Origin of the sequence: Paenibacillus algorifonticola, from assembly GCF_000971975.1 — a bacterium.
Taxonomy (GTDB): Bacteria; Bacillota; Bacilli; order Paenibacillales; family Paenibacillaceae; genus Pristimantibacillus; species Pristimantibacillus algorifonticola.
In genome coordinates this window covers 1-23,892 of the sequence record NZ_LAQO01000057.1, presented here as the reverse complement: position 1 = coordinate 23,892, position 23,892 = coordinate 1, and the positions used below count along the sequence as shown (strand labels likewise).

The window sequence follows — 23,892 nt, the reverse complement described above, 5'->3', positions numbered from 1 at the left end:
CTATCCTCTCAAAGAAAATCGAAGCATGCCGGAGAGCTTTGACGTTCCTTGCTTGTACTAGATCTAGTTAATTGCCTTAACAAATGTTCCTCAGATTGACACACATTCTGTATGGGCTAGCAAAACCACATCAGATATATAGAAACGCGAAGAAGTGATTATTTTATTGTGAAAATGACCAAATTTAATTAAAAGCAGTATGAATCGTATTTTTGCTTTCGATGATATGGTTGCAAAGGATGTCATGGTTCCAAGAACCGATATGGTTTGTTTATTTACGAACTTATCTATATCCGAGAACATGGAGATTATTCAGAAAGAGCAATATACACGGTTTCCCGTAGCGACAGAGCATAAAGATCAGATAGTAGGAATGATTAACACAAAGCAATTATTTTTATAAAATGTTGAGATTGATAACGAATTCGATGTGAAAAAGCTCCTTCATCCCGTCGTGACCGTTTCCGAAGCAACTCCTTTGAAAGTATTGCTTAAACGTATGCAGCAGGAGCGAGTTCATCTTGCTATTCTCATCGACCAATATGGCGGAACGTCTGGGCTTGTAACCATAGAAGACATTCTCGAAGAAATTGTAGGGAAATTCACGATGAATTTGACGCGGTTGAACGTAAAGGAATTGAAGAAATTAAAATTTAACGTTTGTCATAAGAGAAGTCAGCAAGAACCGCATTCGTAAAGTAGAAATGATCATTGAAGTGAATCTTATCAAATAAACAAGTCTCTAACATAGAATAAGACCGTGAATAACGGTCTTATTCTATTTGCGTTTCGTTGGGTATTCACAGTTAGAATCCGTGAAATCTAAAATTTATTTTAGATACGCCCGGTCTTTTTATCAGCCAATAGAATGACGATGACCAGCAAGAAGCCGATCAAGGCTAGGCCCGCTGCCAGCCATGGCAAGCCGATTAGACCGGAATGGGTAATGACGACGCCACCAATATAGGCGCCCAAAGCATTCCCCATATTAAGGAAAGAGTGATTGGACGTCGCGACAAGCATGGGAGCCTCACTCGCCAAAGTCATTGTGCGGAGCTGGATGCCCGGCATAATACTGAAGGCGGCAATTCCCCAAATAAATAAAGTTGCTATGGCCAAAATAGGATTGTACAAGGTAACCGATAAAGCTGCTAACACGATGCTTAAAAATGCAAAATTAACCATAAGAGCGGGAAGCAGCTTCCAATCCGCCAGCTTGCCTCCAATTAAATTGCCAATGGTTACAGATATGCCGAAAATGACAAGAATCCAGGTGACGTTCTGCTCCTTAAATCCACTAATCTCCTGAAGCACGGGCGAGATGTAGGTGAATAAGGCGAACAAGCTTGCACAGCCAAATAAGCCAGCTATAAGCATTAGCAAAACCTGAGGTTTAACAACAGCCTTAATTTCCTGTAAAACGCTCGCATTGTGGCTTTCGGAAATAATAGGAATGTATTTCCAGATTCCTGCAAGTGAAACAATGCCCAAAACGGTGATGACGCCAAAAGAAGCTCTCCATCCGAATTCCTGACCGATAAAGGTGCCGAAGGGTACGCCAACAATGTTGGCAATCGTAAGTCCAGCTAATACAAGTGCTACTGCACTTCCCTTTCTGTGGGGAGGAACGAGATGTGTCGCGATTAAAGTGCCTGCGCCAAGAAAAGTGCCATGCGCCAGCGCCGTCACGATTCTTGCGAAGATGAGCAAGGGATACGTGGGAGCAAGCATGGAAAAGGCATTACCCAGAATAAAAATGAGTATAAGCAGCAGCAGCAATCTTTTCTTAGCAACGGAATGCGTCATAATGGTCAATAGTGGTGCGCCGATTGCAACGCCTAGGGCATAGCTCGTAATGATTTGACCCGCTTGGGGAATGGTCACGTTAAGATCGGACGCCACGTTAGGCAGCAGTCCCATGACTAAAAATTCGGTCATGCCAATGGCGAAGGCTCCCATCGTTAACCACATAAGCGAGGCCGGCATTTTCTCCTTGCGCTGCGACTGAACGCCGGCAAGCGATTGTGAATTTAACATTGAAAATTCTCCTATCCTGTCTGTTTCTCTATATTATATACAAGATATAATCATAATTTCTGATCAATGGATTTACAATGCAACATCTTGGCTTCCTTCATTAAAATGTGATAGATCTTGCTATTTGCAGCCTGTATAAATGATAATGAGGGGAAAGCAAGTAATATGCGGAATGAGACGAGGACATCTATGAATCTAACCTTACAATATATTGGAAAAGTATTGGAGCAGCCGGATTGGAACTTCCCGACGCATCGGCATCAGCATTTCAGCGAGCTGATTTTTGTAACGAAGGGCGAAGGCGTTGTGACGATTGCGGGGGAACGTTATGCGGTGCAGGAGGGAGACCTGTTAGTATACAATAAAGGCGTAATTCATGAAGAGTACTCCAGCCAGAATAATCCGCTGGCGCTTTACTATAGCGGCATTTTACATCCGGATATGGAGATGTTAATACCGTTCGAATGCTGCCCTGTCATGAAAACAAAAGAACACAAAAATACGATTCAATCGTTATTTGATTTGTTATTTGAAGAGGCGCAGCATAAACGGGATCAGTACCAGCAGGCCACCCAGCAATTATTGACGGTATTGGTCGTTTGGGTGCATCGGTTGAATAAAGAAAATACGACCTTGAATAAGGTTCGGAATGCAGAATCCTTGGCGATTGGAATTAAGGAATATTTGGATATTCACTATTTGCGTCATCTCACGCTGCAGGATATTGCCACCGAGTTTCACTTGAATCCCTATTATATTTCTCATGTGTTTCATCGAAAGTATAACGACTCGCCGATCAATTATATTTTAAATCGTCGCATGGCCGACGCCAGACAAATGCTTGTTTCAACCAAGCTGAAAATTTCGGTGATCGCCCATTTGCTTGGTTATGAAAATGCGAATTATTTTACTATTTTATTTAAACGACTAATGACTGAATCACCTAGTCAATATCGTAAACGGGAGCTTCGCGAACGGATAAATTTATAAAGAGCGGAGGAGTCAAGCATACTCCGCAGAAAATGTACATGAAGGGAACGCGTTAGGCTTGACAGCATTTGCTTTTTGCGCTAAATTAAATGCATGCGCATGCTTTTATTGAATGATATCTATGAAGTATTCTTCTGAATGAACCGGGAACAGGAAAAGCAGTTGCAGTTAAAATCCGAATGACATAAGAGAGGGATTCGGAATGTTTTGGTATATTTTTTTATCCATAATTATTGTAATGTTCGTAGCTATACGCTGTTTATGGCCTTTACCGAACCTCAAGCTTATCGACTATCAAGAATTTTTGAAACGGCGAGAAGAGTTTCGTGAATACAAAGTTATTGATATCCGGGATGCTGTCGAGTATTTGGCTGAGCCTACTGCGGGAACGATCAATATCTCGTTAGGTCGCCTTCCTTATGTATGGAAAAAGCATTTGGTTCGTGAGGATAATGTCATTATATGCTCTACGAAGGTTTTCAAATCAAGAAAAGCAGCGCGAATTTTGCGAAAGCAAGGATTTGGGTCTCTCTATATCATTAAATAATTGAGCGGCTCATAAATAAACCTTTAAATCAAAGAGCTCAGCCTATTAGCTTTGTATAATAGGAGGAGTTCTTTTTTTGTATCGTTTTCTGTAACTAAACCATCAAGGGGAGCCTGACCGAAAAGACGAATGTACGATTTTTGATATAAGGTTAAAAACCGAATATATAAACAGCCACTCGTTGCCCATATAATTAGCTTTGTATCATCAATATATAGAAATGGGGTAAAACATGGGTCATTATGTTAAGTTCGCAAAGTTGTTAGCGCTTTCTATTGCGATTGGAGTATTGCCGACTTTAGCCGCATGTTCGAGCAATAATAATCAAGAGCCGTCTGGCAGCCCGGCAAGCACAGCTGAAAGCGCTTCGTCTGGGGCGGGTACGTGGGAACAGAAGTTTGACCCTCCGGTTACGATTACGACTGCCATTGTCGATGATGGCGCTTCGAGGGGCAATGCGTTCAAGCCCGGCGAGTCGATGGAAGACAACATGAATCTTCGCTGGATGAAAGAAAATATGGGCATCAACGTGAAATTCGATTTTATTGTAACGAAACCGGAAGATTACGATACGAAGCTTCGCCTCCTGCTTTCCAGTGGCGCCAAGCTTCCTGATGCTTTCAGAGCCCAGGGGGAGCCGCTTCAAAGCTTGCTTGCAGCTAATAAACTAATGTCTCTGGACGAAGCTATAGAGAAATATGCGCATCCAGGCTATAAGGAATTATTGAAAAATTATGGATACACACTTGGCGAAGTCAAAAAAGACGGAAAAATTTATGGTTTGCCATCCTTCTTCATGGGTGACGAAGGCACCGTTATGTGGATTCGCAAAGACTGGCTTGATAATCTAGGTCTTCAGCCGCCTAAGACGCTGGCCGAGTTCGAAAACGTGCTCAAGCAATTTACGGAGAATGACCCCGACAAAAACGGAAAGAACGATACGATCGGTCTGGCCGTTCCGCTTAAAGAAGGACCGTGGACTTGGATGGGACAGACGGACGCCATTGTTGCAGCCCTTACCACCCAAATGATCAATACCTCCGACATCCGCAGTTTCTGGAACAAGGGGGAAGATGGCAAGCTGACCTATGGCGCGATTAACCCAGACGCCAAATTGTATTTGCAAACGATGAAAGATTGGATGAGCAAAGGTTATATGGACAAAGAAGCTGGAATCAAGGATCCGTCAAAATCCTCCGAATTGGTTGCCAGCGGCAAAGCCGGCATTATGTTCGGTCCGGCCTGGATGGGTGACTGGCCGCTGAGCGACGCGACCAAGAACGATCCAAAAGCCGACTTTGAGCCATATCCGCTTCCAGCTGGTCCGGATGGCTTGGTAGGTCGTGCGGAGAAAATGTTGGTTTCGGGCTTCACCGTATTTAATAAAGACTTCAAGGATATCGAAGTATGGTTCGCTTATTTCAACAAAATGTTCGCGAAACAATTGGAGCAAGAAGGCGATCCGTTCTTCGATCCACGTTGGAAAGACGGTTACTATGAAGGATACGATTATGTGAAATACAACGGTAAGCTCATCAAGGGCGATTACGAAGCAGCGGGCGTTCCGGCAGACCAATGGCCGCTTAAAGACGGAAGAAGTATGGATATGAGATTCATGATGACGAATATTCTCGGCTCAAGCGTGACGATCCCTTACTCCAACGAGGCCCCAGTCAAGAAGTTTTTGGCCGACCCTAACGCTGAGCCCGTAAGTTCCAAAGAATTTGACGTTAAACAAATGAAGAAGAAACAAATCGATGGTCAGGGCGTCCGTATTAACCAAGGCATCACGGAGGGGAAAAACTATTTTACCGGCCCAATGACGCCAACGATGAAATCCAAAGGCGAATTGCTGAAGAAGCTTGCTACTGAAAGCTACCTCAAAATTATTTATGGCGATCAACCGATCGAATATTTCGATGAATTCGTCAAAGAATGGCTGGATAATGGCGGCCAGAAAATTACGGATGAAGTCAATGCGTGGTATGCGGAAAACCAGTAACGCGCGCTGACAACAGGAATGGAGGACGGAGGAGAGGGCAGCATTTGCTGCCGGTCTCCTTTCCGTTTTTCCGATGAAAGGATGGGTACGAAGTGGCAATGTACTGGAGAAAAACATGGCCGTTCCACATGCTATTGTTGCCGGCCTTAATATTATGCATCGTGTTTCAATATATCCCGTTGTTTGGAGTTGTCATTGCCTTCCAAGATTATCAACCATGGCTTGGCATCAAGGGGTCGACTTGGGTGGGCTTGGATCATTTCCGGTATCTGTTCACGTATCCGGACGGCAAGCAGGTCATATGGAATACGTTAATTATCGCCGCATTTAAGGTAATTATGAATTTATTCATTCCCATTGTATTCGCTCTGTTGCTCAATGAAGTCAGGAAGATTTTCTTTAAGAGAGTCGTGCAGACGCTTGTGTATTTGCCGCACTTTTTGTCATGGGTCATCTTGGGTGGCATTATGCTCGATATTCTATCGACGGAGGGCGGAATCGTCAATCGCGTCCTTCATTCGTTCGGCATAAACAGCATCTTTTTCTTAGGCAACGGTCCATGGTTCCGGTTTACGGTCATCCTTAGCGATGTGTGGAAGGAATTTGGTTTTTCTGCCATTATTTTCTTGGCTACTCTAATAGGCATCAATCCGGCTTTATACGAAGCGGCCGAAATCGACGGGGCTACCCGTTGGCAGCAAGTCAAATCCATATCCATCCCGCTCATTTTGCCAATCGTAATCGTGGTAGCGACGCTATCGCTCGGCCGGATTTTAGATGCCGGCTTCGATCAAATTTTGAACTTGTACAATCCGCTCGTGTATTCGCACGGAGATATCATTGATACATTCGTTTACCGGGAAGGACTGAACAACGGACAATTCAGCTTCGGAACGGCGGTTGGACTATTCAAGTCATTAATCGGCTTCATTCTAATCGTCATCAGCTACAGATTGGCATATAAACTAGCTAACTACCGGATTTTTTAAAATATAAGAATTTATAAGCCTCACACTTATAAATAGACTTATATTTCATCGCGAAACGGTTGCTTTGCCGCCAAAGGACGGCTTCAGCCGTTTACGCTTGAGGAGGTCGACCATGCACTACCGCTCTAGAGGTTACACCGTATTTACGATACTGAACACCGTCTTTCTCTGCCTGCTGGCGCTCATTTGCATTCTTCCTCTTGTCCATGTGCTTGCGGTATCCTTCAGCTCACGGGCTGCGGCAACAGCGAATATCGTCAATTTTTGGCCGGTCGGCTTTACGACGGACGCCTATGTCCAGACGCTAGCCAACGGGAAATTTCTTAAAGCCATGTGGATTGGCGTAGAGCGGACCGTGTTAGGCACGATACTTTCTATGGTCGTGGTCACGATGGCTTCCTACAGCTTATCGAAATCCAGCTACAAATTCCCGGGGCGTCAAATTTACATCTGGATTTTCGTCTTCACGATGCTGTTCTCGGGTGGTCTGATCCCCTCGTATATATTGGTCAGCAAGCTGCATCTGATCGATACAATTTGGGCATTGATATTGCCTTCGGCCGTCAGCGTGTGGAATATGATTTTGATGCTCAATTTCTTCCGGACGATTCCGCAGGAGCTGGAAGAGGCTGCCCATATCGATGGAGCCGGTCATTTGAGAGTGCTTTGGAGCGTTTATCTGCCCGTATCGATGCCGTCCATTGCGACTTTATCTTTATTTTCAATGGTATCTCATTGGAATTCATGGTTTGACGGCGTAATCTATATGACCAATCCGGATGGATATCCGCTCGCCACTTATTTGCACTCTATGATTGTTAGTGACAATATGTCGCGGATTGGTGTAACATCGGAAAGTATAGCGAATTTCTCGAACCGTACTATTAAAACGGCGCAAATTTTTATCGGCGCGTTGCCGATTTTACTCGTGTATCCATTTTTGCAAAAGTATTTTGTTAAAGGAATTGTGCTTGGCTCGGTGAAGTCCTAGGGTAATTCTTCCCGGCCGAGAAGATGCAACTGAATTGGGGGAGACCTATGTTATACAGCAGAAGCGTTATGGGAGGCAGAATGAATATATTCACGAAAGTCATGATCGTGATCGTTCTAATGCTCATCCCGGTCGTTATGATGTATAATTCGTCGAATAAGATCAGTACCGGCGTTGTTGAGCAGGAGCTGCTTCAAGTCAACATGAATCGGATTCGTTTTTTTGTGGAGCAGATGGACGTCGAAGCAGACCGGTTATGGCGAGCTGCCTTCGTCGTCGCGTCCGACCCGGATGCGCTGCAGCTGCAGCTTCGTTCTTCTTCCGAACCCTCCTATTCGATGTTAGCATCGAAGACGCTTCTATTGCAGAAGTTGGATATGCAGTCTACCACCTTCCAATGGGTAAACGATTTCACCGTGTATTCCCCGGTTTCGGACGTAATGGTTTCTACGAATTATTTGCAGCAGCACGACGCGGATTACTTCAGGAATTCGAGCCAGCAGCGTTGGGATTATCGTATGATCGTTACGGAGAGGGGACCGGAAAACGCATTTGTGCGGGATTTAATAACTCCTTTCGAATCGAACGCCAAGCCGAAAAATCCGAATTTGTATGTCGAAGTCTCGTTCTCGTCGGAAAATCTAGTCAAAATGCTGGATCGTTTTAAGCAAGGCAGCGTCGGAGAGCCGTTTCTCTATTGTCCGGGCTTCGAACCGATTATGCCGCGGGAGTCGGAGCCCGGCCTGATCAATGCCATGGCCGAGCAATTTGATAAAATCAAAGCGCAGAACCCGACCGAAGGGTCGGTCAAACTGAATTTTCGCAATGAACCGTATCTTGTAAATTATGTGGCATCCGCCTCGCTCGGATGGTATTTGATCGATTTCCAACCGATGCAAAAAGTGCTGGAGCCCATCGATCATAGCAAGAAGATGTTTTATGCCGCAGGCTTGCTTTTGCTGGTTCTGGGTGTCGCCTCCGCGGCGCTGCTGTACCGCAACGTGCAGAAGCCCATCTACGATTTAATAAGGGCGGTGAAGTCGCTCCGGCGGGGCGAGTACGGTCATCGGGTCAAGCATGTATCGAATAATGAGTTTTATTATTTGATTGAGCAGTTTAACCTGATGTCCCACGATATTCAGACGCTAATCGACAAAGTGTACACGGAACAGCTTCAGGCCAAAGAGTCGTCCCTCAAGCATTTGCAGGCGCAAATCAATCCGCATTTTCTGTATAATAACTTCGCGTATATCCAAAGCATGGCGCAGCTTGAACGGACGAAAGCGATTGTCGCCTTCACCCAACACTTGAGCCAGTATTATCGTTATACGACCAGGACGGAGCAGCAATTGACTTCTTTGGCCGAAGAGATGGAATTGATTCGCAATTACTTGGAAATCCATCGGATGCAGTCCGAGCGCCTGCAATTTCATGAACATATCGAAGCAGGCATGTTTGCTTTGCTTATGCCCCGATTGCTGTTTCAGCCGCTTGTCGAGAATGCGATCGTGCATGGAATGGAAGGCAAGAAGGGGAAATTCGAAATCGTCATAACCGGCAAACAGACCGAGGAAGGCTGGGAACTCTTCGTAGAAGACAACGGCGTCGGAATGCAGCAAGATGAATTGGATTCTTTAAGGCGCTCCTTGCAGTTGAAATCGAGCGCGGATCACAGCCTTGGGCTAAGGAACGTTCATCAACGTCTAAGGCATTACTTCGGACAATCCTCGGGGCTTCTGATCGAACATTCATCTTTAGGTGGACTTCGCGTGGGATTGATGATTAAGAACGGAGGCGATTCCGATATTTGAAGTTCTGATCGTAGACGATATTCCCTCTCAGGTTGACAGTATAGCTGCTACCATTCCGAAGGACGAACTTAGAATCGGGCATATTCATAAAGCATTTACAGGTGAGGAGGCTTTAAAGCTTTATCGGGAACAAAACATCCATATCGTCATTACGGATATACGGATGCCGGAGATGAACGGAATCGAGTTGATTCGGGAGATCCGCGAAATGGGCCGCAAAGTCAAAATCATCGTTATTTCAGGTTATGCCGATTTCGAATATGCTCAAGGCGTTGTCCCGTATAATACGTCCGGCTACTTAATGAAGCCGGTAAACCCCGAACAGCTTCGGGAGATGCTAGGCAAATTATCCGAAGAAATTACCTGCGAGATGAAGCTGCAACAGCAGCAGCAACGCGACGTATACGCATTCCGGGAAAATTTGCCTAGATTGCAGAGCGAGCTGCTGAATCGTCTGCTGCACGATAACGGCATCCCGTTCGCGGAGCTGGAGCGAAAGCTTTTCCTGCTCGACTTGCCTTTCGCCCTGAATCAGGAAGTAGGTATGTTCATCGTACGGCTGGAGGGCAGGCTGCAAGAATATGAAAGCATGGATAGAGAGCTTATCGAATATGCGGTCACGAATATGGCGGAGGAATTGTTTAGGGATGTCTTTCACTTGTGGTTCTGCCGCGATCATAACGAATATCTCGTCTTTGTCGTTTCGGCCAAAGGGAAAGCCGATACGAATGGACAGACCCAAGAAGCCACGGCAATCGATCGGATTACGATGGACGTCCGGGTGGCTATGCTGAAGAAAAAGGCGGAATCCCTCTTAAATGGCAGCGTTTCCATTGCGCTGGCCGTTAACGGGATGTCTTTTCCAGAAGGTGTTCCTGGACTATATCGATCAGTAATCGATGGAATGAGGCGGGTAGAAGAGGGGCGGCAAGGCCTGTTTCTGCGAATCACGGGCACACTCGATCAGGTTCGGATCGGAACGCTGACGTCGCTCTATCGACCGCCTCTCCTCATTCATTTGCTCGATACGGGGAACTGGCATCATGCGGAGGAAAAGTTAATCGAGATATTCGATGAACTGAAAAGCGTAGACTATCCTCCCGAGCATGCCAATGAAGCGTATTTCGCCATTGCTAACGCCTATCAGTATATGGCGCACAAGAAAGGAAAGCTGCTAAGCGAGTTCGGGGCGTCCTCCTTCGGTCTCATGCCGGCGGCTCCTTCTCTTAAGCAGTTGGAGAAGTGGGCATTCTTCATATTCCGATGCCTTAGAGAACAATTGGAAAATTCATCCCTGAAGCAGGCAGGATTAGTTGACAAAGTCCATAAATTTGTCGAGCAAAACATGAACGACAATTTATCGCTGCAGACGCTTGCGGCGCAAATCGGTCTTCATCCCGCCTACTTGTCGAGAGCATACCGGGCAGAAACGGGAAACAATTTGAGCGAATATATTTTGCGATACCGGATGGAATTGGCCGCGTATTTGCTGCGCAGCAGCGACAAGAAAATTTACGAAATCGCCCGAATAATTGGTTATCAGGCAGTGCCGCATTTCATTAAGCTGTTTAAGGCATTTTCGAACATGACCCCCCAGGAATATCGCGATCGAACGGGGTTGTCCTGACTCATCGGAGGATGATATTGATTGAAATTAAAGCCCAGTTAGATAGATCAAACCCTTGATCTATCTAACTGGGCTTTCTTTCGTATTAAATTTTATGTGTAGGCATTCTAGCGTAATGGATATAACGATGAAATATGAATGTTTAATTCGAACGAACCCGTTTAATGATATCAAATGAAAGCGTTTAATATTTTCTAATTTACTGATTCGGTATTTTTGTTAAAATGAAAGTGAAAACAAGGATTGAGGAATCAGAAAGTTTTGTTCAAGGGATGGATGATTGATTTTACTGTCTGCTGGCCAATATTGGTCGTATGTTCAGCATACAAAAAAACAGCTCCAGGCTACGAGTTTCATTCCGTTTTGTGTCCTGGGAGAAACGAAAGGAATGGGTATAACAATGGAAAGAAAAATAAGGTGGGGTTTATTAGGGTCAGGGAGTATTGTAGACAGATGGATTTGTGGCGCCAAACAGCTGAATGATGTGGAAATTGTGGCTGTATCCTCTAGAACAATAGAAAGTGCGCAGAAGATGGCTCAGAAGCACGATATTCCCTTGGCATTAGAGTATGAAGCTTTGCTAAAAAGAACGGATATTGATGTTGTCTATATTCCCGTACCGCATCCAGCGCATAAAAAAATGGCAATCATGGCGATGGAGCACGGAAAATCAGTATTGGTAGAAAAACCGGCATGTGTTAATGAAGGTGAATTAATTGAAGTATTAGAATGTGCCCAAAATAATAATGTATTTTTCATGTACAAGATTTTTTCCGATGATGAACAAGATAAAGTTATTATTAAATGATGAGGGCATCGGTGAAGTTAGAGCGATGAATATCGCATTTTCTTTTAGATTGCCGGGCGAATTCCGTGATCAACGATGGATGAATCCGGAGCTTGCTGGTGGCGGTCTGCTGGATACAGGTATTTATAATCTTCATTTTGCCGAAGCCGTATTAGGGAAAAACCCCGTTGCACTTACAGGATTTGCAACTATTGATTCTGATGAATACCATATACAGGTCGACGAGCAAGCAAGCTATATTGCCAAATATGATAAAGGCGAACTTGTCGTCATGAGCAGTGGTGTGAGAACGGATATGCGCGATATTGCAATGATCTATGGTACCCAAGGCTATATCGAAGTACCGTCCTTTTGGAAGCCTACTTTAATCCATGTGATGAAGGATGGCAATATCACGACCTATGAAGAAAAAGCACCTCAAAGTGTCGAAGGCATTCATGATGATGGCTTTCAATATGAGATTGCGCATGTGAATGAATGTTTAAGGGGAAATCTGAAGGAATCGCCAATTATGACATGGGAACAAAGCCTATCCATTATGAGGCAGTGCGATGAATTGCGACGTCAATGGGGGCTTAAATATCCTTTTGAAGATTAATGAACGAGGCGAATTTAAAATAAATGGATGGAGGAATGGACGATGAATGATGAGATGATTGCGAAACAAGAAATGCTATTGCAATTTGATAAATTTAGTCATGACATGGGAATAGAAATTGGTTTATTGCTGCTAAGCAAAGCCAGAAGTGAAGGAAAGTCGATTGCAGTTGATATTTCTAAATGCGGTCAACAAATCTTCCACGCTGCATTGGAGGGGACGACTGTAGACAATGATGAATGGCTTAGGAAGAAGAAAAATACGGTTTATAGACTCAATCAAAGTACATTGGGCATTCAATTGAAGCTGAAGAAGCAAGGCGTGACGCTGGAAGAAGCTCTGCATTTAAGTCCTGTTGACTATGTAGCAGCAGGAGGCGGATTTCCAATTAAAGTAAGGGGAGTTGGCTTTATTGGGGCAATTGCAGTTACGGGTACCTCAGAGGTTGATGAACATGAGCTTATAACCAGTTGTTTAAGTACCTATTTGGGTGTAAGCGATTATCCGAAATTAATGGCCTGACAGATGAATCCGCCGCCAGCGTCACACAAACATATTCCTTGGGTGAGAAATAATTGAGCAGGTAGGAAATGCTCCAACATTAAAAATCAACAACCGATCATCCATGATGACCGGTTGTTGATTTTTGTCTGATGTAAATATACGGTGTCTATTCTTCAATTCAAATATTTCTTGCGAAAGTGTAGTGGAGTCATTCCAACGCTGCGCTTGAAACAGGTCGAGAAGTAAGGGGAATATCGGAAGCCGACTTCCTCAGCTATACGATCGATGGACCATTCCGTCGAGATGAGAAGCTGCTTCGCCCGCTCCATCCGGAATTGCAGCAAGTAATGAATGGGCGTGACACCATATTTCATTTTCATACAACGAACAATGTAGTTAGGGTGGAAGTGCAGCGCCAACGCCAAGGTTTCATTGGTGACTTCTTCTTGGTAGTTGCGCTGCAGGTAAGCAGCAGCTTTCTCAGCCAGACGCGTTGCCGGCGTGCTAGTCATCCCCGATCTTCCATTTTCCAGCAAAGCGAGCAGTTGGAAAAGCAAATGCTGCTTCTCCCAGAAGGCTTCGCCGATCGGCAGTTCCAGAAGCTGTCTCATCAGATCAAACGCGATCTGGGGGTTAGGCAGCGCGGAATGCTTAGGGATACCTATTAATTTTGGATTATCGAATGGCGATGACGGGACCGTTGCTTCTGGCTGGGCAATCGGGGGATTTTGCCTCCAGACCTCATGCTCGAAATGAACCCAGAAAAAAGACGTTTCCTGTTCACATGGCTTGACCGAATAATGCTCCCCTTCTGGCAGCAGCAATAACGTATCTCCTGCTCCAAGCGACCATTCTTTCCCGTTTTCCCCAATGTGCAGTGCTCCATTAACCACGATCAGCAGATCGAAAAGGCCGAAATGTTTTCGATTCGGATGGCGATCTCCTGCGCGGAAGTCCGCGCGCCCAGCTTCCCAATAATAAGGAAGGGGCGGGGTCAGGAGCCAAATCATTAACTCGTCATTCAAAGGATTACCCTCATTTTTTGTGTTATTTTTTATAGAAAAAAGGTCAATTCGTTTCTATTGCGACAGTTAAAAAAAGCATATACTCGATGCTATAGAGAGTCAAATTTTATAGTTTCGAGGTGGATATCCATGCAAAAAAAACAGATTCATATCCAAGACGATTTTTGGAACCATTATTCCGAGCTTGTTCGCCAAACGGTTATTCCCTATCAGTGGGAAGCGCTGAACGATAGGATAGAAGGTGCTGAGCCGAGCCATGCCATTCGAAATTTCAAAATTGCTGCTGGACTTGCGAAAGGAGAATTTGGCGGCTGGGTATTTCAAGATAGCGATCTTTACAAATGGTTGGAGGCTGTTGCCTATTCGCTTCGTCGCCACCCCGATCCTGAACTGGAGAAAATTTCCGATGAGGCCATTGACCTGATCGGTCAAGCCCAGCATGACAACGGCTATTTGAATACCTATTTTACGATTAAAGAGCCTGGCAAACAATGGACGAATCTTTACGAAGCCCATGAGCTTTATTGTGCAGGCCATTTGATTGAAGCGGCAGTTGCTTATTACGAAGCGACAGGCAAGCGCAAATTACTCGACCTCTCTTGTCGCTTTGCTGATCTGATTGCAACCTTGTTTGGAACCGAACCGGGCCAGATTAAAGCTTATTGCGGGCATCAGGAAATTGAATTGGCATTGGTCAAGCTGTACGGAGTTACGGGAGAAGAGCGCTATTTGAACCTTAGCCGCTACTTCATTGATGAACGTGGAAACGAGCCAAACTATTTTATGGAGGAATGGGAAAGCGGCGGCAGGACAAGCATTTGGTCACAAGGAATGCCTAATCTGGAAGTATACCAATGCCATCTTCCCGTACGTGAGCAAACGGTCGCTATCGGTCACTCCGTTCGAGCAGTCTACATGTACACGGCGAAGGCTGATCTCGCCCGTTTGACTGAAGACGTGGGGCTGCGCGAAGCTTGCGAGCGGCTTTGGTCGAATACGACAGGCAAACAAATGTACATTACCGGGGGAATTGGTTCAACGCATCACGGAGAAGCCTTCACGCTCGACTACGATCTTCCTAACGATACGGTTTACGCGGAAACCTGTGCTTCTATCGGCTTGATTTTCTGGGCACGCCGCATGCTGCAGCTTGAAGCAAAGAGCGAATATGCGGATGTGATGGAGAGAGCACTGTACAACAATGTGCTTGGCAGCATGTCAAAGGACGGCAAACATTTCTTTTATGTCAACCCGCTAGAGGTATGGCCAGAAGCAAGCCGCAAAAATCCAGACAGACATCACGTCAAGCCGGTTCGACAAAAATGGTTCGGATGCTCCTGCTGTCCGCCTAACGTCGCCCGTTTGCTATGTTCGCTAAATGATTATATTTACGACGTGTCTGATGATGGCAGGACGGTGTATACCCATTTATTTATCGGAAGCAAAGCCTCCTTTGAGCTTGGTGGCGTCATCGTAACGTTGCATCAACGCTCCGAGCTTCCTTGGAGCGGCCATGCCCAATTGTCGGTCTCGCTTCCAGAGGGCGAAGCATGTGCTGCGTTTGAAATGGCATTACGCATACCGGATTGGTTCCAAAGCGAGCGGCCAACGTTGAAAGTGAATGGCGAAATGCAGCTTTATCGTGTTGAAAATGGCTATGCGAAAGTAGATCGAAATTGGTTAGATGGCGATACGTTGGAGTGGCTGCTTCCGATGGAGGCGAAGTTAATTGCTGCCCACCCGTTAATTCGGGCAGATGCCGGCAAAGTGGCCATTCAGCGTGGTCCGCTCGTTTATTGCTTAGAGGAAGCGGACAATGGAGCCCCGATAACCTCGCTCGCATTGGCCGAGGAACCGAACTTGACGGAATATGCCGCTCAAAATCTTCTTGGCGGCTGCGTTATTGTAGAAGGTGACGGGGTAGTGACAGACCATACTTCGTGGTCAGATGGCAAGCCATATCGTCCTTTTACTAAGCAGAGGACAGCTGTTCGCTTCAAGTCCATTCCATATTATTTATGGGGCAATCGCCAGCCTGGTGAAATGAGCGTCTGGCTGCAGAGCTGAAATACGTGAATGTATGGGCTGCGGGATCGATATAGCTGGCGGCATGGATACAAGGTAGCGAGAAGGACAGGAGAACGTATCCTGTCTTTTTTTGTATTCGGGTCGGATAAAGTGGAAATTGAAAATTTAAACATTGACTTTCGGTAAAATGGTAGCTAATATAGCTATTGTACCTAAGTATGATAATCATTATCAATACAATGATAAATATTATCGCAGTAGAACAGCTTTGATTTTTGGAATAATAGGGGGATAAACAAAATGAACAAAAGGCTAATGGGTTTAATTATGGTTATCGTTGTTATGCTGGTCGCAGCGGGCTGTGGATCTAACACAACGAATAGTTCGGCAGCAGAAGGAACCACAACTGAAAATGCAACTGCTACAAATACAAACGGAGATACTGCGGCGGCTGGCCCTATTGTGCTCAAGGATGCTAAAGGTGAGGTAAAGCTGGATAAGCCCGCGCAAAAGGTTATCGTACTAGAGTGGACATTTACGGAAGACGTAATTGCTCTTGGTGTGCAGCCAGTGGGGAATGCTGATAACGCACAATATAAGCTGTATGTGACATCAGAAGCACCATTGGATGCAAACGTGACGGATGTTGGTATGCGTGACGCTCCGAATCTAGAGACGATTGCGGCTTTGAAACCCGATTTGATTATTGCTAATACGGATAGCCATGAAGCGATCTATGATCAATTGAAAGGCATTGCGCCTACGTTGATTTTTAGTCTGTATCCGCTTGAAGGGGAAAGCAATCAATATGATCAGATGGAAGAAGTGTTCAAAACGATTGCAGCAGCTGTTGGCAAAACAGAGGAAGGCACTAAGGTCCTCGCTGACCTGGATGCGCATTATGCAGATGCAAAGGCGAAGCTGGATGCGGCAGGCAAGGGTGGCTTGAATTATGTGCTGACGCAAGCGTACAGCTATCAGAATGCAGCGACGATGCGTCTTTTCACTGACAATTCCCTTGCCGTACAAACGTTGGATCGGATTGGCCTGAAAAACGATTGGAAATCTGAAAATTTCGAGGTTTACGGATTTAGTACTTCAACGGTAGAAGCGTTGCCTGCGGTCCAGGATACTAATTTAATCTATATCGTCCAAAAGGATGATGATATTTTCTCTAACGAACTGAAGGATAACTCCGTTTGGAACGGTCTTACATTCGTTAAGGAGAAACGCACCTACGGATTAGATAGCGCTACTTGGGTGTTTGGCGGTCCAATCTCCTCTAAAGTGATCGTTGATGAAGTTGTAAATACATTAACGAAATGAGTGCCAAGATGAACGACAATCATAACAATGAAGCCTCAATCGGAATGACCTGGCGGGTAATTGGAATATTTGGGGGCGGCATTGCCGCCCTTTTCGTATTATCCCTTTTAAGTCTTTGCTTCGGGGAAGCTAAAATCCCGGCAGCCACCGTGTTAGATGGATTGCTCCGCCGCCAAGATGTGATGGAGCATAATCTGCTATGGGATATCCGAATGCCACGCACGGTTATTGGCATTTTGGCCGGGGCTGCGCTCGCTGCGGCTGGCGCTTTACTGCAAACGATAACGAAAAATCCGCTCGCTGCCTCGGATACACTAGGTATCAATGCTGGGGCTTACTTTATGGTTGTCCTTGGCGTGGTTGCTTTCCCTGCTCTGCAGCAGCAGTTCCCATTTGTGCTGGCGGCGGCTGGGGGCTTACTGGCGGCATTGACGGCCTATTTCCTGAGTGGCGGCCGGAAGGCCACGCCTATCCGGCTAGCCTTATCCGGCATGATCGTGTCCATGGTGCTTGGGGCGTTTACAACGGCCATTCATATTTTTAAGCAAACGGAAACGCAGAATTTATTTTTATGGGGCTCGGGTTCCTTGATTCAGCTTGACTGGAGCGGTGTCGAATATGCATGGCCATTCGTCATTGCCTTGCTTGGGGTCGCGATGCTAGCAGGAAGGCAATTTGATGCATTGGAGCTCGATGAGTCTACCGCTCGCTCGCTTGGGCAGCGTGTAGGATTAACACGGGCAATGGGACTTGGCCTTTCGGTACTGCTGGCTGCCATTGTGGTCAGTGTGGTTGGACCAATCGGCTTCGTCGGTCTGGTCGCCCCCCATCTTGTCCGACTTAGCGGTATTCGCAAGCATCGTCTCCTTATTCCAGCGAGCGCTTTATGGGGAGCACTGCTCATTACGGCGGCGGATTTGCTTGCACGTATGGTGCGGAGCAATTTGGGGGAAATGCCGGTTGGTGCAGTCATGGCGATTATTGGAGCGCCTTGGCTCATTTGGCTCGTACTCACCAAGATGAAAAATATATCCGGTTCAGGCTCTGGGCAGTCCTCCATGAATATCGGAGGGGTAGCGCTGCGTATGCGCTTCGCTCCGACTGCGATATCCATGGCAGCGCTGCTCATCGTTATCATCCTTGTAAGCTTGTCGCTTGGTGGAACGAGAATACCGATTGCTGAATTGCTAGGCAGCCTTGTTGGCGGAGGGGACTCAAGTTATTCCGTGCTGCTGAATTTAAGGCTTCCGCGTACACTCGTTGCGGCTGGAGGCGGTATTGCGCTTGCGATTAGCGGCGTCTTAATTCAAAGCGCCGTCCGAAATCCACTGGCCGATGCCTCTATTATTGGCGTGACGTCGGGAGCTGGGTTTGGCGCGCTAGTTGTGCTGGTCGCGTTGCCTAATTTGACCATCTTCGCGCTCCCTTTTGCCGCAATTGCGGGTGGGATTATTGCCGCAGCCTTTGTATTTTTCCTAGCGTGGCGCAAATCTTTGAATCCGTCTGTTCTTATTTTGCTAGGAATCGCAGTATCGGCAATCGGCTCTGCGGGCATACAGGCGATGATCGTCAAGGCGAGCCTTTGGAACAGTACAGCCCTAATTTGGTTAACGGGCACGACCTATGGGCGAGGCTGGAATCAATTTTATAGCATGATGATATTTCTGCTTATCCTTTTACCGGTTGCTTACTATTTGGGCCGGAAATTCGATTTGCTGGCGTTTGGCGACGAGAGTTCAGTAGGACTTGGCCTGCCGGTTCGAGGAACACGGCTCTGGGCCATGATAATCGGAGTGTTGCTGGCGGCGGGAGCTGTTGCTAGCGTCGGAACGATTGGTTTCCTCGGACTTATGGCACCGCATGCTGTGCGCATGATGATTGGGCATCACACGAGACGCTCCATTATTTTGTCAGGCCTGCTCGGCGGCTTGCTGCTCGTCATTGCTGATACGCTCGGAAGAACGATCATGGCGCCGAAAGAAATTCCGTCAGGCCTAATTATTATGCTGATCGGCAGTCCGTATTTCTTGTTCCTCATGTACCGCTCGCTGGTTAGGAAGTTTTAAGAGATTAGCGATGATAAAATAAAAAATAGCCATATTCGAGTATAAAATAGGCCCTGAAAGATCAAGTTCGTTGATCTATCAGGGTTTTTCTCCTTATCACCTCAAAAAGGAAGGAAAAGGGTATAATAACAATAACCTTTTGAATGATCGATTAAAGACGAGTGGAGCGTTAAAGTAAGGAGTGAAAATCGGGTGAAAGTCATGAAAGACACCATAAACATCGACGAGCAGCTTTATTGGTTCACGCATAGTGCCATTAAAGTGCTGGACGTTCGGCATATTAAAATGAAGCTAGGGGAAGCGCTTAGCGCGTACCGGCTGCCAGCCAATGCGTTTTTGTTTGCACTGCGAGGCAGTGCGGCGGTTGCTTTGGACAATCGGGAGTATGCATTCAGAAAATTTCAAATGCTGCATGGCGGGAAAGGCTTTTATTTGGATATTCGCCCGACGGAGGAGCTTTTCGAATATTATCTGATCCTCTATAAAGCGATTCAGCCGCTGCTGAATATGCCGGAAAAACAGCGTTTGGTGGAGAAAAATCCTTTTCGCATGCAATATGGTGTTACGCCAGCTTTTCCAATATCCCTTTATGAGAAGCTGAAGCAGCTGGACGAGGAATGGCATAATGAGGGTAAGCTTGCCGAGCTGCATGTGAAAACCTTGTTTTACGATTTCATATATGAATTGCTGCGACAACTGGATGAGCAGGAGGTTCCGGTTATAAAAGCGGATCTGGTCGCCCAAGCGGTCAGGTTTATCCATGAGCATTATGCGGAATCGATTACACTGGAGCGGTTAGCGAATGTGCTGGATTGCACGCCAAGGCATTTAACGCGCATATTCAAAAATCAAATCCAGCATAGTCCGATCGATTATCTCATCCAGCTTCGTATCGAGAAGGCGAAAGAGCTGCTGATGAGCACGGAGGGGACTTTACAGGAAATAGCCGCAGGTGTCGGCTATCCGGACGTTTATTTTTTCAGCCGTATTTTTAAAAAGCATACTGGAATTTCACCGATCCATTATAAAACGGAAGCGAGCACTGTGCAAAAACGCCCTCATAATCCATTATTGATGTCCCGATACCCCATTGTATCCAGAAGGCGCAGCGGGCATACTGTTATTGGTGATAATCATTATCAAAACAGAGGCGAAGGGGTATTAAGAATGAACAGAGGTTCCAAACAATCAATTGCCATTATGATGCTGCTTGCGATGACTCTATTGGTCAGTGCATGCGCAAGCTCGACAAAATCTCCAGCGGCAACTGGCAATGCGCCAGCCGCAAGCAGCAGTACAGCGGATCAGACAGCGAGTGAGCGGGTACTTAAGGATGGTTTGGGCCATGAAGTTAAGGTTCCAGCTAAGCCTGAACGGGTCATTGCGTCTTATTTGGAGGATCATTTGGTTGCGCTAGGCGTCATTCCGGTTGCTCAGTGGTCGGTAAGTGAAGGTAAGGTGCAAAATTATTTGCAGAAGGAGCTGGCGAACATCCCTGCTATTCCGTCCGAGCTTCCCTATGAAGTCGTGATGAGCTACCAGCCGGATCTCATTATTATCGACAATGCGGAAATGGTGATGGGGGACAAGTATGCGCAGTATGCTAAAATTGCCCCAACCTTTACGGTAGGCAGCGATGTCAACAATGATTGGCGTCAGGAGCTGCTGACGGTAGGAGAAGTACTGAATAAGAGCGAGGAAGCGAAGCAAGTGCTGGCTGATTATGAAGCGAAAGCAAGTGAGGCCAAGGATAAGCTGCACCAGGCGATCGGTGACAAGTCAGCTGCTGTTCTCTGGGTTACGGCTAAAAATGTGTACGTCGTCAACCAAAATTTATCCAGCGGCGATTTGCTTTATCGTGATCTCAATTTAACGGTTCCGAACGTAGTTGCGGAAATATCCCAGGCGGCGAAGGCCAATTGGAGCGCGATTTCCAAGGAAAAGCTCGCCGAGTTGGACGCCGATTACCTGTTCATAGTGAACAGCAGGGAGGCGACGAAAGAGGAGATTTTGAGCGATCCGATCTGGCAGGGCATTCCTGCAGTGAAAAATAACAACGTCTACACGTATGACAACAATTCCAGCTGGCTGTACACGGGAACGATCGCTAACTCGCAAATGATTGATGATGTGCTTGAAAGTATTGTGAAATAGATTTTCAGGTATAAAGTTGAAATCAATATCGTGTGTTAGTCATTTAGGCTTATGGCTCCAAACGATCAAGAAACCCACGCCCTGTTGAGGGAGGTGGGTTTCTTGATCGTTTAAAATAGGAATTTAGGTATTAGGATGACAAACAGCAGCTAATTATAGTATTTGCCTTGTCGAGAAAGATAAAGGAAAGAAGCAGCAATAATCAAAATAGCTATTGCGACTAATAACGTAATGGATTGATAAAGCGGAATATAAGCAGGCATGAAAAGTATAAATCGACCTTTAAACTCAAAAATTTCATGTGAGATGATGGCTATCATATTCCTAATATCATATTTTCCAAGGACAGGGAGAATTAAATTGAAAACTAGAAAAATAATCGTCGGTAATATAAAGCTTTTAAATAAGATGCCCATTAAAAAACCGATTAGTGCGAAAAAGATGCAAATAAATAAACTGAATACCAATTGTATGATAAGCTTGTTATTATCGATTTGAGGCAAGCTTGAAAATTGCTCCAGGGGAATTCGATTAACTACTTGTGAATGAAAATAAAGCCCTATTATATATGAAGCAATTAAAGTGGAGATAAATATAAAAAATGTGCAAGTAAACAATGCAAATAGCTTTCCTGCAAATAGTTTATTCCATTTGGCTTTAATGACTTTTAGTTTGTATGTTTTATATTTGTAATCATAAGAAACAAAATGTATGCCTAATAAAGTGAATATGATTGGGAAAAAGACGAAGTCCAACCATTCAAGAGTATTCGTAATTATGTTCGGACCCTTTAAGAGTTGGCTCGCTATTCCAGCCTCTTCAAATTGAAAGCGTACAGGATTATCTACCTTAGTCAATCGATCTGACCCGGTTTGTTTAATATCTCGGTTAAGCGGGCTTTTTAACATGGCTTCAACATCTATGCCAGCATCTTTAAACTCATTGTAAGTTCTAACATAAACATCATATGCACCCTCTGCTTTACTTACAAGCCCGTATAGATTAATAGCTGCAAGGCTAATGGATATTATGAAAATAAGTAATAATGTTTTGGAGTATATTTGATATTTGAGTTCGTCTTTATAGCAATTAAATATTCTGTTTGTAGAGATCAACCAAACCACCTCCACTACATTTTATTTCTTCTTGTGATACAACCGTGTTATTTTTAATGATTACAAGATGATCTACTAGTGGAGAATAAAACTCAAGTGAATGACCGATAGCTATAATTGTCATTAATTGATCTGAATTTTTCAAGATGTCACTGATTTGCAAGAGGGATTCGTAGTCTATCCCATTAGTCATTTCATCAAGCAATAGATACTTTGGTTTCTGAGCTAGAGCAAGAATAAAGCCTAGTTTTTTTCTTTGTCCGAATGACATGTTTTTCACTTTATTGTCCAACATTTTTTTATCTATATGTATCTTTGGCAGAAGTTCTTCAACCTGATTTAGAAGGTTGTTACCTAGTGAATTTATATTTTGATAGCCTGATAAATTAGCATAAAGTGGACAATTATCATAAACGACTTGAACCTCATCTAAAATATCATAGATGCTTTTATTGGAGAATTTAATGATTCCTGTATATTTTTCTAAACCCAGAAGACATTTTAATAACGTTGTTTTCCCAGAACCATTGGGTCCAGTTATAAGAGTGAATTTATTTGTAGGAAAGGAAATGTTCAAGTCTTTAAAAACAATATATTTACCATATCTTTTTGTTAAATTAGTAATTTCTATCATTTTTATTTCTCCTCAAAAGGAAACATCGACTAATAACGAAGTTGATGTTTCCTTATTTTAAATATTTAATATATGGTATGGTTCCCTAACTTATCCACTTTTATATAATCCGCGAAATCGACTTCATAAATATTTATTGCTCCCCATGGTGTCACTGTTCCAGCGCCTAGTGTGGTATCGGATTTATAAATATGGTAGGAGGCTACGGAAGTTTGTTGTTTTGCGATACCACCTAGCTTTACTGTATTTGGGAAAATAAATCCTTTTTCTTGTGAACCATAACTATCCCATATTTGATTTAAATCGTACTTCCACATGACAGTGGCTTTAGCCCAAGCCAAGGCTGATCCTCTTTCTAAAGTAACACCTGTCCATTCTGGTAACGCTATTATGCTAGGAGTAAACTCACCCTTATTGCTAGTTTCATGGGCTATTTCGACTGTTTGTATCGATACATTATTGAAATCATTTATAACCTGCTGTGGTGATACATCTTGAATCTGCCCCTTTTCTTGTGTTGTGACTGCCGCAATAGCTTGATTGGGAAATGTAGATCCAATTAATGATACACATCACTAGCGTTGCATAAACTATGACATTGATTTTGTCTGAAGATTAAGAAAACGATAGTTGGTCGTAA

General features: G+C 44.9%; 19 protein-coding genes and 1 pseudogene. 15 read left to right on the top strand and 5 right to left on the bottom strand.

Features of this window, described 5'->3' with window-relative positions; all coding sequences use genetic code 11:
• Nucleotides 1-199: 199 nt before the first annotated feature.
• A pseudogene (locus WH37_RS35155) lies at nucleotides 200-648 on the top strand (CBS domain-containing protein); the annotation flags it as partial.
• Between the two features lie 186 nt (nucleotides 649-834).
• Here WH37_RS35155 and WH37_RS31870 read toward each other — a convergent pair.
• The gene (locus WH37_RS31870) at nucleotides 835-2,037 is read right to left on the bottom strand and encodes an MFS transporter (RefSeq protein ID WP_046234696.1); all 1,203 of its coding nucleotides are present in this window, start codon (nucleotides 2,035-2,037) and stop codon (nucleotides 835-837) included.
• Nucleotides 2,038-2,226: 189 nt separating this feature from the next.
• On the opposite strand from WH37_RS31870, the gene WH37_RS31865 reads away from it, so the two are divergent.
• The 10 genes from WH37_RS31865 to WH37_RS31820 all read left to right on the top strand — a co-directional run bounded on the left by WH37_RS31865 (nucleotide 2,227) and on the right by WH37_RS31820 (nucleotide 12,922).
• On the top strand, nucleotides 2,227-3,027 hold the full coding sequence (locus WH37_RS31865) for an AraC family transcriptional regulator (protein WP_046234695.1): 801 nt from the start codon (nucleotides 2,227-2,229) through the stop codon (nucleotides 3,025-3,027).
• A gap of 202 nt (nucleotides 3,028-3,229) precedes the next feature.
• Nucleotides 3,230-3,574: a rhodanese-like domain-containing protein gene (locus WH37_RS31860; protein WP_052737383.1), complete on the top strand. Its 345-nt coding sequence runs from the start codon at nucleotides 3,230-3,232 to the stop codon at nucleotides 3,572-3,574.
• A 232-nt stretch (nucleotides 3,575-3,806) separates the two neighbouring features.
• The gene (locus WH37_RS31855; RefSeq protein ID WP_046234694.1) at nucleotides 3,807-5,576 is read left to right on the top strand and encodes an extracellular solute-binding protein; all 1,770 of its coding nucleotides are present in this window, start codon (nucleotides 3,807-3,809) and stop codon (nucleotides 5,574-5,576) included.
• A gap of 98 nt (nucleotides 5,577-5,674) precedes the next feature.
• The gene (locus WH37_RS31850; protein ID WP_046234704.1) at nucleotides 5,675-6,565 is read left to right on the top strand and encodes an ABC transporter permease; all 891 of its coding nucleotides are present in this window, start codon (nucleotides 5,675-5,677) and stop codon (nucleotides 6,563-6,565) included.
• Between the two features lie 112 nt (nucleotides 6,566-6,677).
• Nucleotides 6,678-7,556 (top strand): carbohydrate ABC transporter permease, encoded by an 879-nt coding sequence (locus WH37_RS31845; protein ID WP_046234693.1) that lies wholly within the window; start codon nucleotides 6,678-6,680, stop codon nucleotides 7,554-7,556.
• Between the two features lie 80 nt (nucleotides 7,557-7,636).
• Nucleotides 7,637-9,367, top strand: a complete 1,731-nt coding sequence (locus WH37_RS31840) for a sensor histidine kinase (RefSeq protein WP_177218111.1) — start codon at nucleotides 7,637-7,639, stop codon at nucleotides 9,365-9,367.
• Complete coding sequence (locus tag WH37_RS31835; RefSeq protein ID WP_331458099.1) at nucleotides 9,354-10,994, top strand: response regulator; 1,641 nt, start codon at nucleotides 9,354-9,356, stop codon at nucleotides 10,992-10,994. Before WH37_RS31840 ends, WH37_RS31835 begins: the two co-directional genes overlap by 14 nt.
• A gap of 388 nt (nucleotides 10,995-11,382) precedes the next feature.
• Nucleotides 11,383-11,802, top strand: a complete 420-nt coding sequence (locus tag WH37_RS31830) for a Gfo/Idh/MocA family protein (protein WP_046234690.1) — start codon at nucleotides 11,383-11,385, stop codon at nucleotides 11,800-11,802.
• Nucleotides 11,771-12,400: a Gfo/Idh/MocA family protein gene (locus WH37_RS31825; RefSeq protein WP_156182423.1), complete on the top strand. Its 630-nt coding sequence runs from the start codon at nucleotides 11,771-11,773 to the stop codon at nucleotides 12,398-12,400. The genes WH37_RS31830 and WH37_RS31825 overlap by 32 nt, the downstream gene beginning before the upstream one ends.
• Nucleotides 12,401-12,442: 42 nt before the next feature.
• Entirely contained in the window at nucleotides 12,443-12,922 is a 480-nt protein-coding gene (locus WH37_RS31820) for a heme-degrading domain-containing protein (RefSeq protein WP_052737379.1), read from the top strand.
• A 155-nt stretch (nucleotides 12,923-13,077) separates the two neighbouring features.
• On the opposite strand, the gene WH37_RS31815 is transcribed toward WH37_RS31820, so the two are convergent.
• Nucleotides 13,078-13,929 carry an AraC family transcriptional regulator gene (locus WH37_RS31815; protein WP_046234687.1) on the bottom strand — a complete coding sequence of 284 codons (852 nt, stop codon included), beginning with the start codon at nucleotides 13,927-13,929 and terminating at the stop codon, nucleotides 13,078-13,080.
• Between the two features lie 129 nt (nucleotides 13,930-14,058).
• Here WH37_RS31815 and WH37_RS31810 point away from each other — a divergent pair, with 129 nt between their 5' ends.
• The 4 genes from WH37_RS31810 to WH37_RS35150 all read left to right on the top strand — a co-directional run bounded on the left by WH37_RS31810 (nucleotide 14,059) and on the right by WH37_RS35150 (nucleotide 21,503).
• A complete protein-coding gene (locus WH37_RS31810; protein ID WP_046234686.1) occupies nucleotides 14,059-15,996 on the top strand; it encodes a glycoside hydrolase family 127 protein in 1,938 nt (645 codons plus the stop codon).
• Nucleotides 15,997-16,257: 261 nt separating this feature from the next.
• On the top strand, nucleotides 16,258-17,283 hold the full coding sequence (locus tag WH37_RS31805) for an ABC transporter substrate-binding protein (protein ID WP_046234685.1): 1,026 nt from the start codon (nucleotides 16,258-16,260) through the stop codon (nucleotides 17,281-17,283).
• Nucleotides 17,284-17,291: 8 nt separating this feature from the next.
• On the top strand, nucleotides 17,292-19,349 hold the full coding sequence (locus WH37_RS31800; RefSeq protein ID WP_046234684.1) for an iron ABC transporter permease: 2,058 nt from the start codon (nucleotides 17,292-17,294) through the stop codon (nucleotides 19,347-19,349).
• 201 nt (nucleotides 19,350-19,550) lie between these two features.
• Nucleotides 19,551-21,503: an AraC family transcriptional regulator gene (locus WH37_RS35150; RefSeq protein WP_074905060.1), complete on the top strand. Its 1,953-nt coding sequence runs from the start codon at nucleotides 19,551-19,553 to the stop codon at nucleotides 21,501-21,503.
• Between the two features lie 149 nt (nucleotides 21,504-21,652).
• Here WH37_RS35150 and WH37_RS31790 read toward each other — a convergent pair whose 3' ends face one another.
• The 3 genes from WH37_RS31790 to WH37_RS31780 form a co-directional block, all read right to left on the bottom strand.
• Entirely contained in the window at nucleotides 21,653-22,618 is a 966-nt protein-coding gene (locus WH37_RS31790) for an ABC-2 transporter permease (RefSeq protein WP_046234683.1), read from the bottom strand.
• Complete coding sequence (locus tag WH37_RS31785; RefSeq protein ID WP_046234682.1) at nucleotides 22,593-23,252, bottom strand: ATP-binding cassette domain-containing protein; 660 nt, start codon at nucleotides 23,250-23,252, stop codon at nucleotides 22,593-22,595. Before WH37_RS31785 ends, WH37_RS31790 begins: the two co-directional genes overlap by 26 nt.
• Before the next feature lie 65 nt (nucleotides 23,253-23,317).
• On the bottom strand, nucleotides 23,318-23,593 hold the full coding sequence (locus WH37_RS31780; RefSeq protein WP_052737377.1) for a hypothetical protein: 276 nt from the start codon (nucleotides 23,591-23,593) through the stop codon (nucleotides 23,318-23,320).
• Between the last annotated feature and the right edge of the window lie 299 nt (nucleotides 23,594-23,892).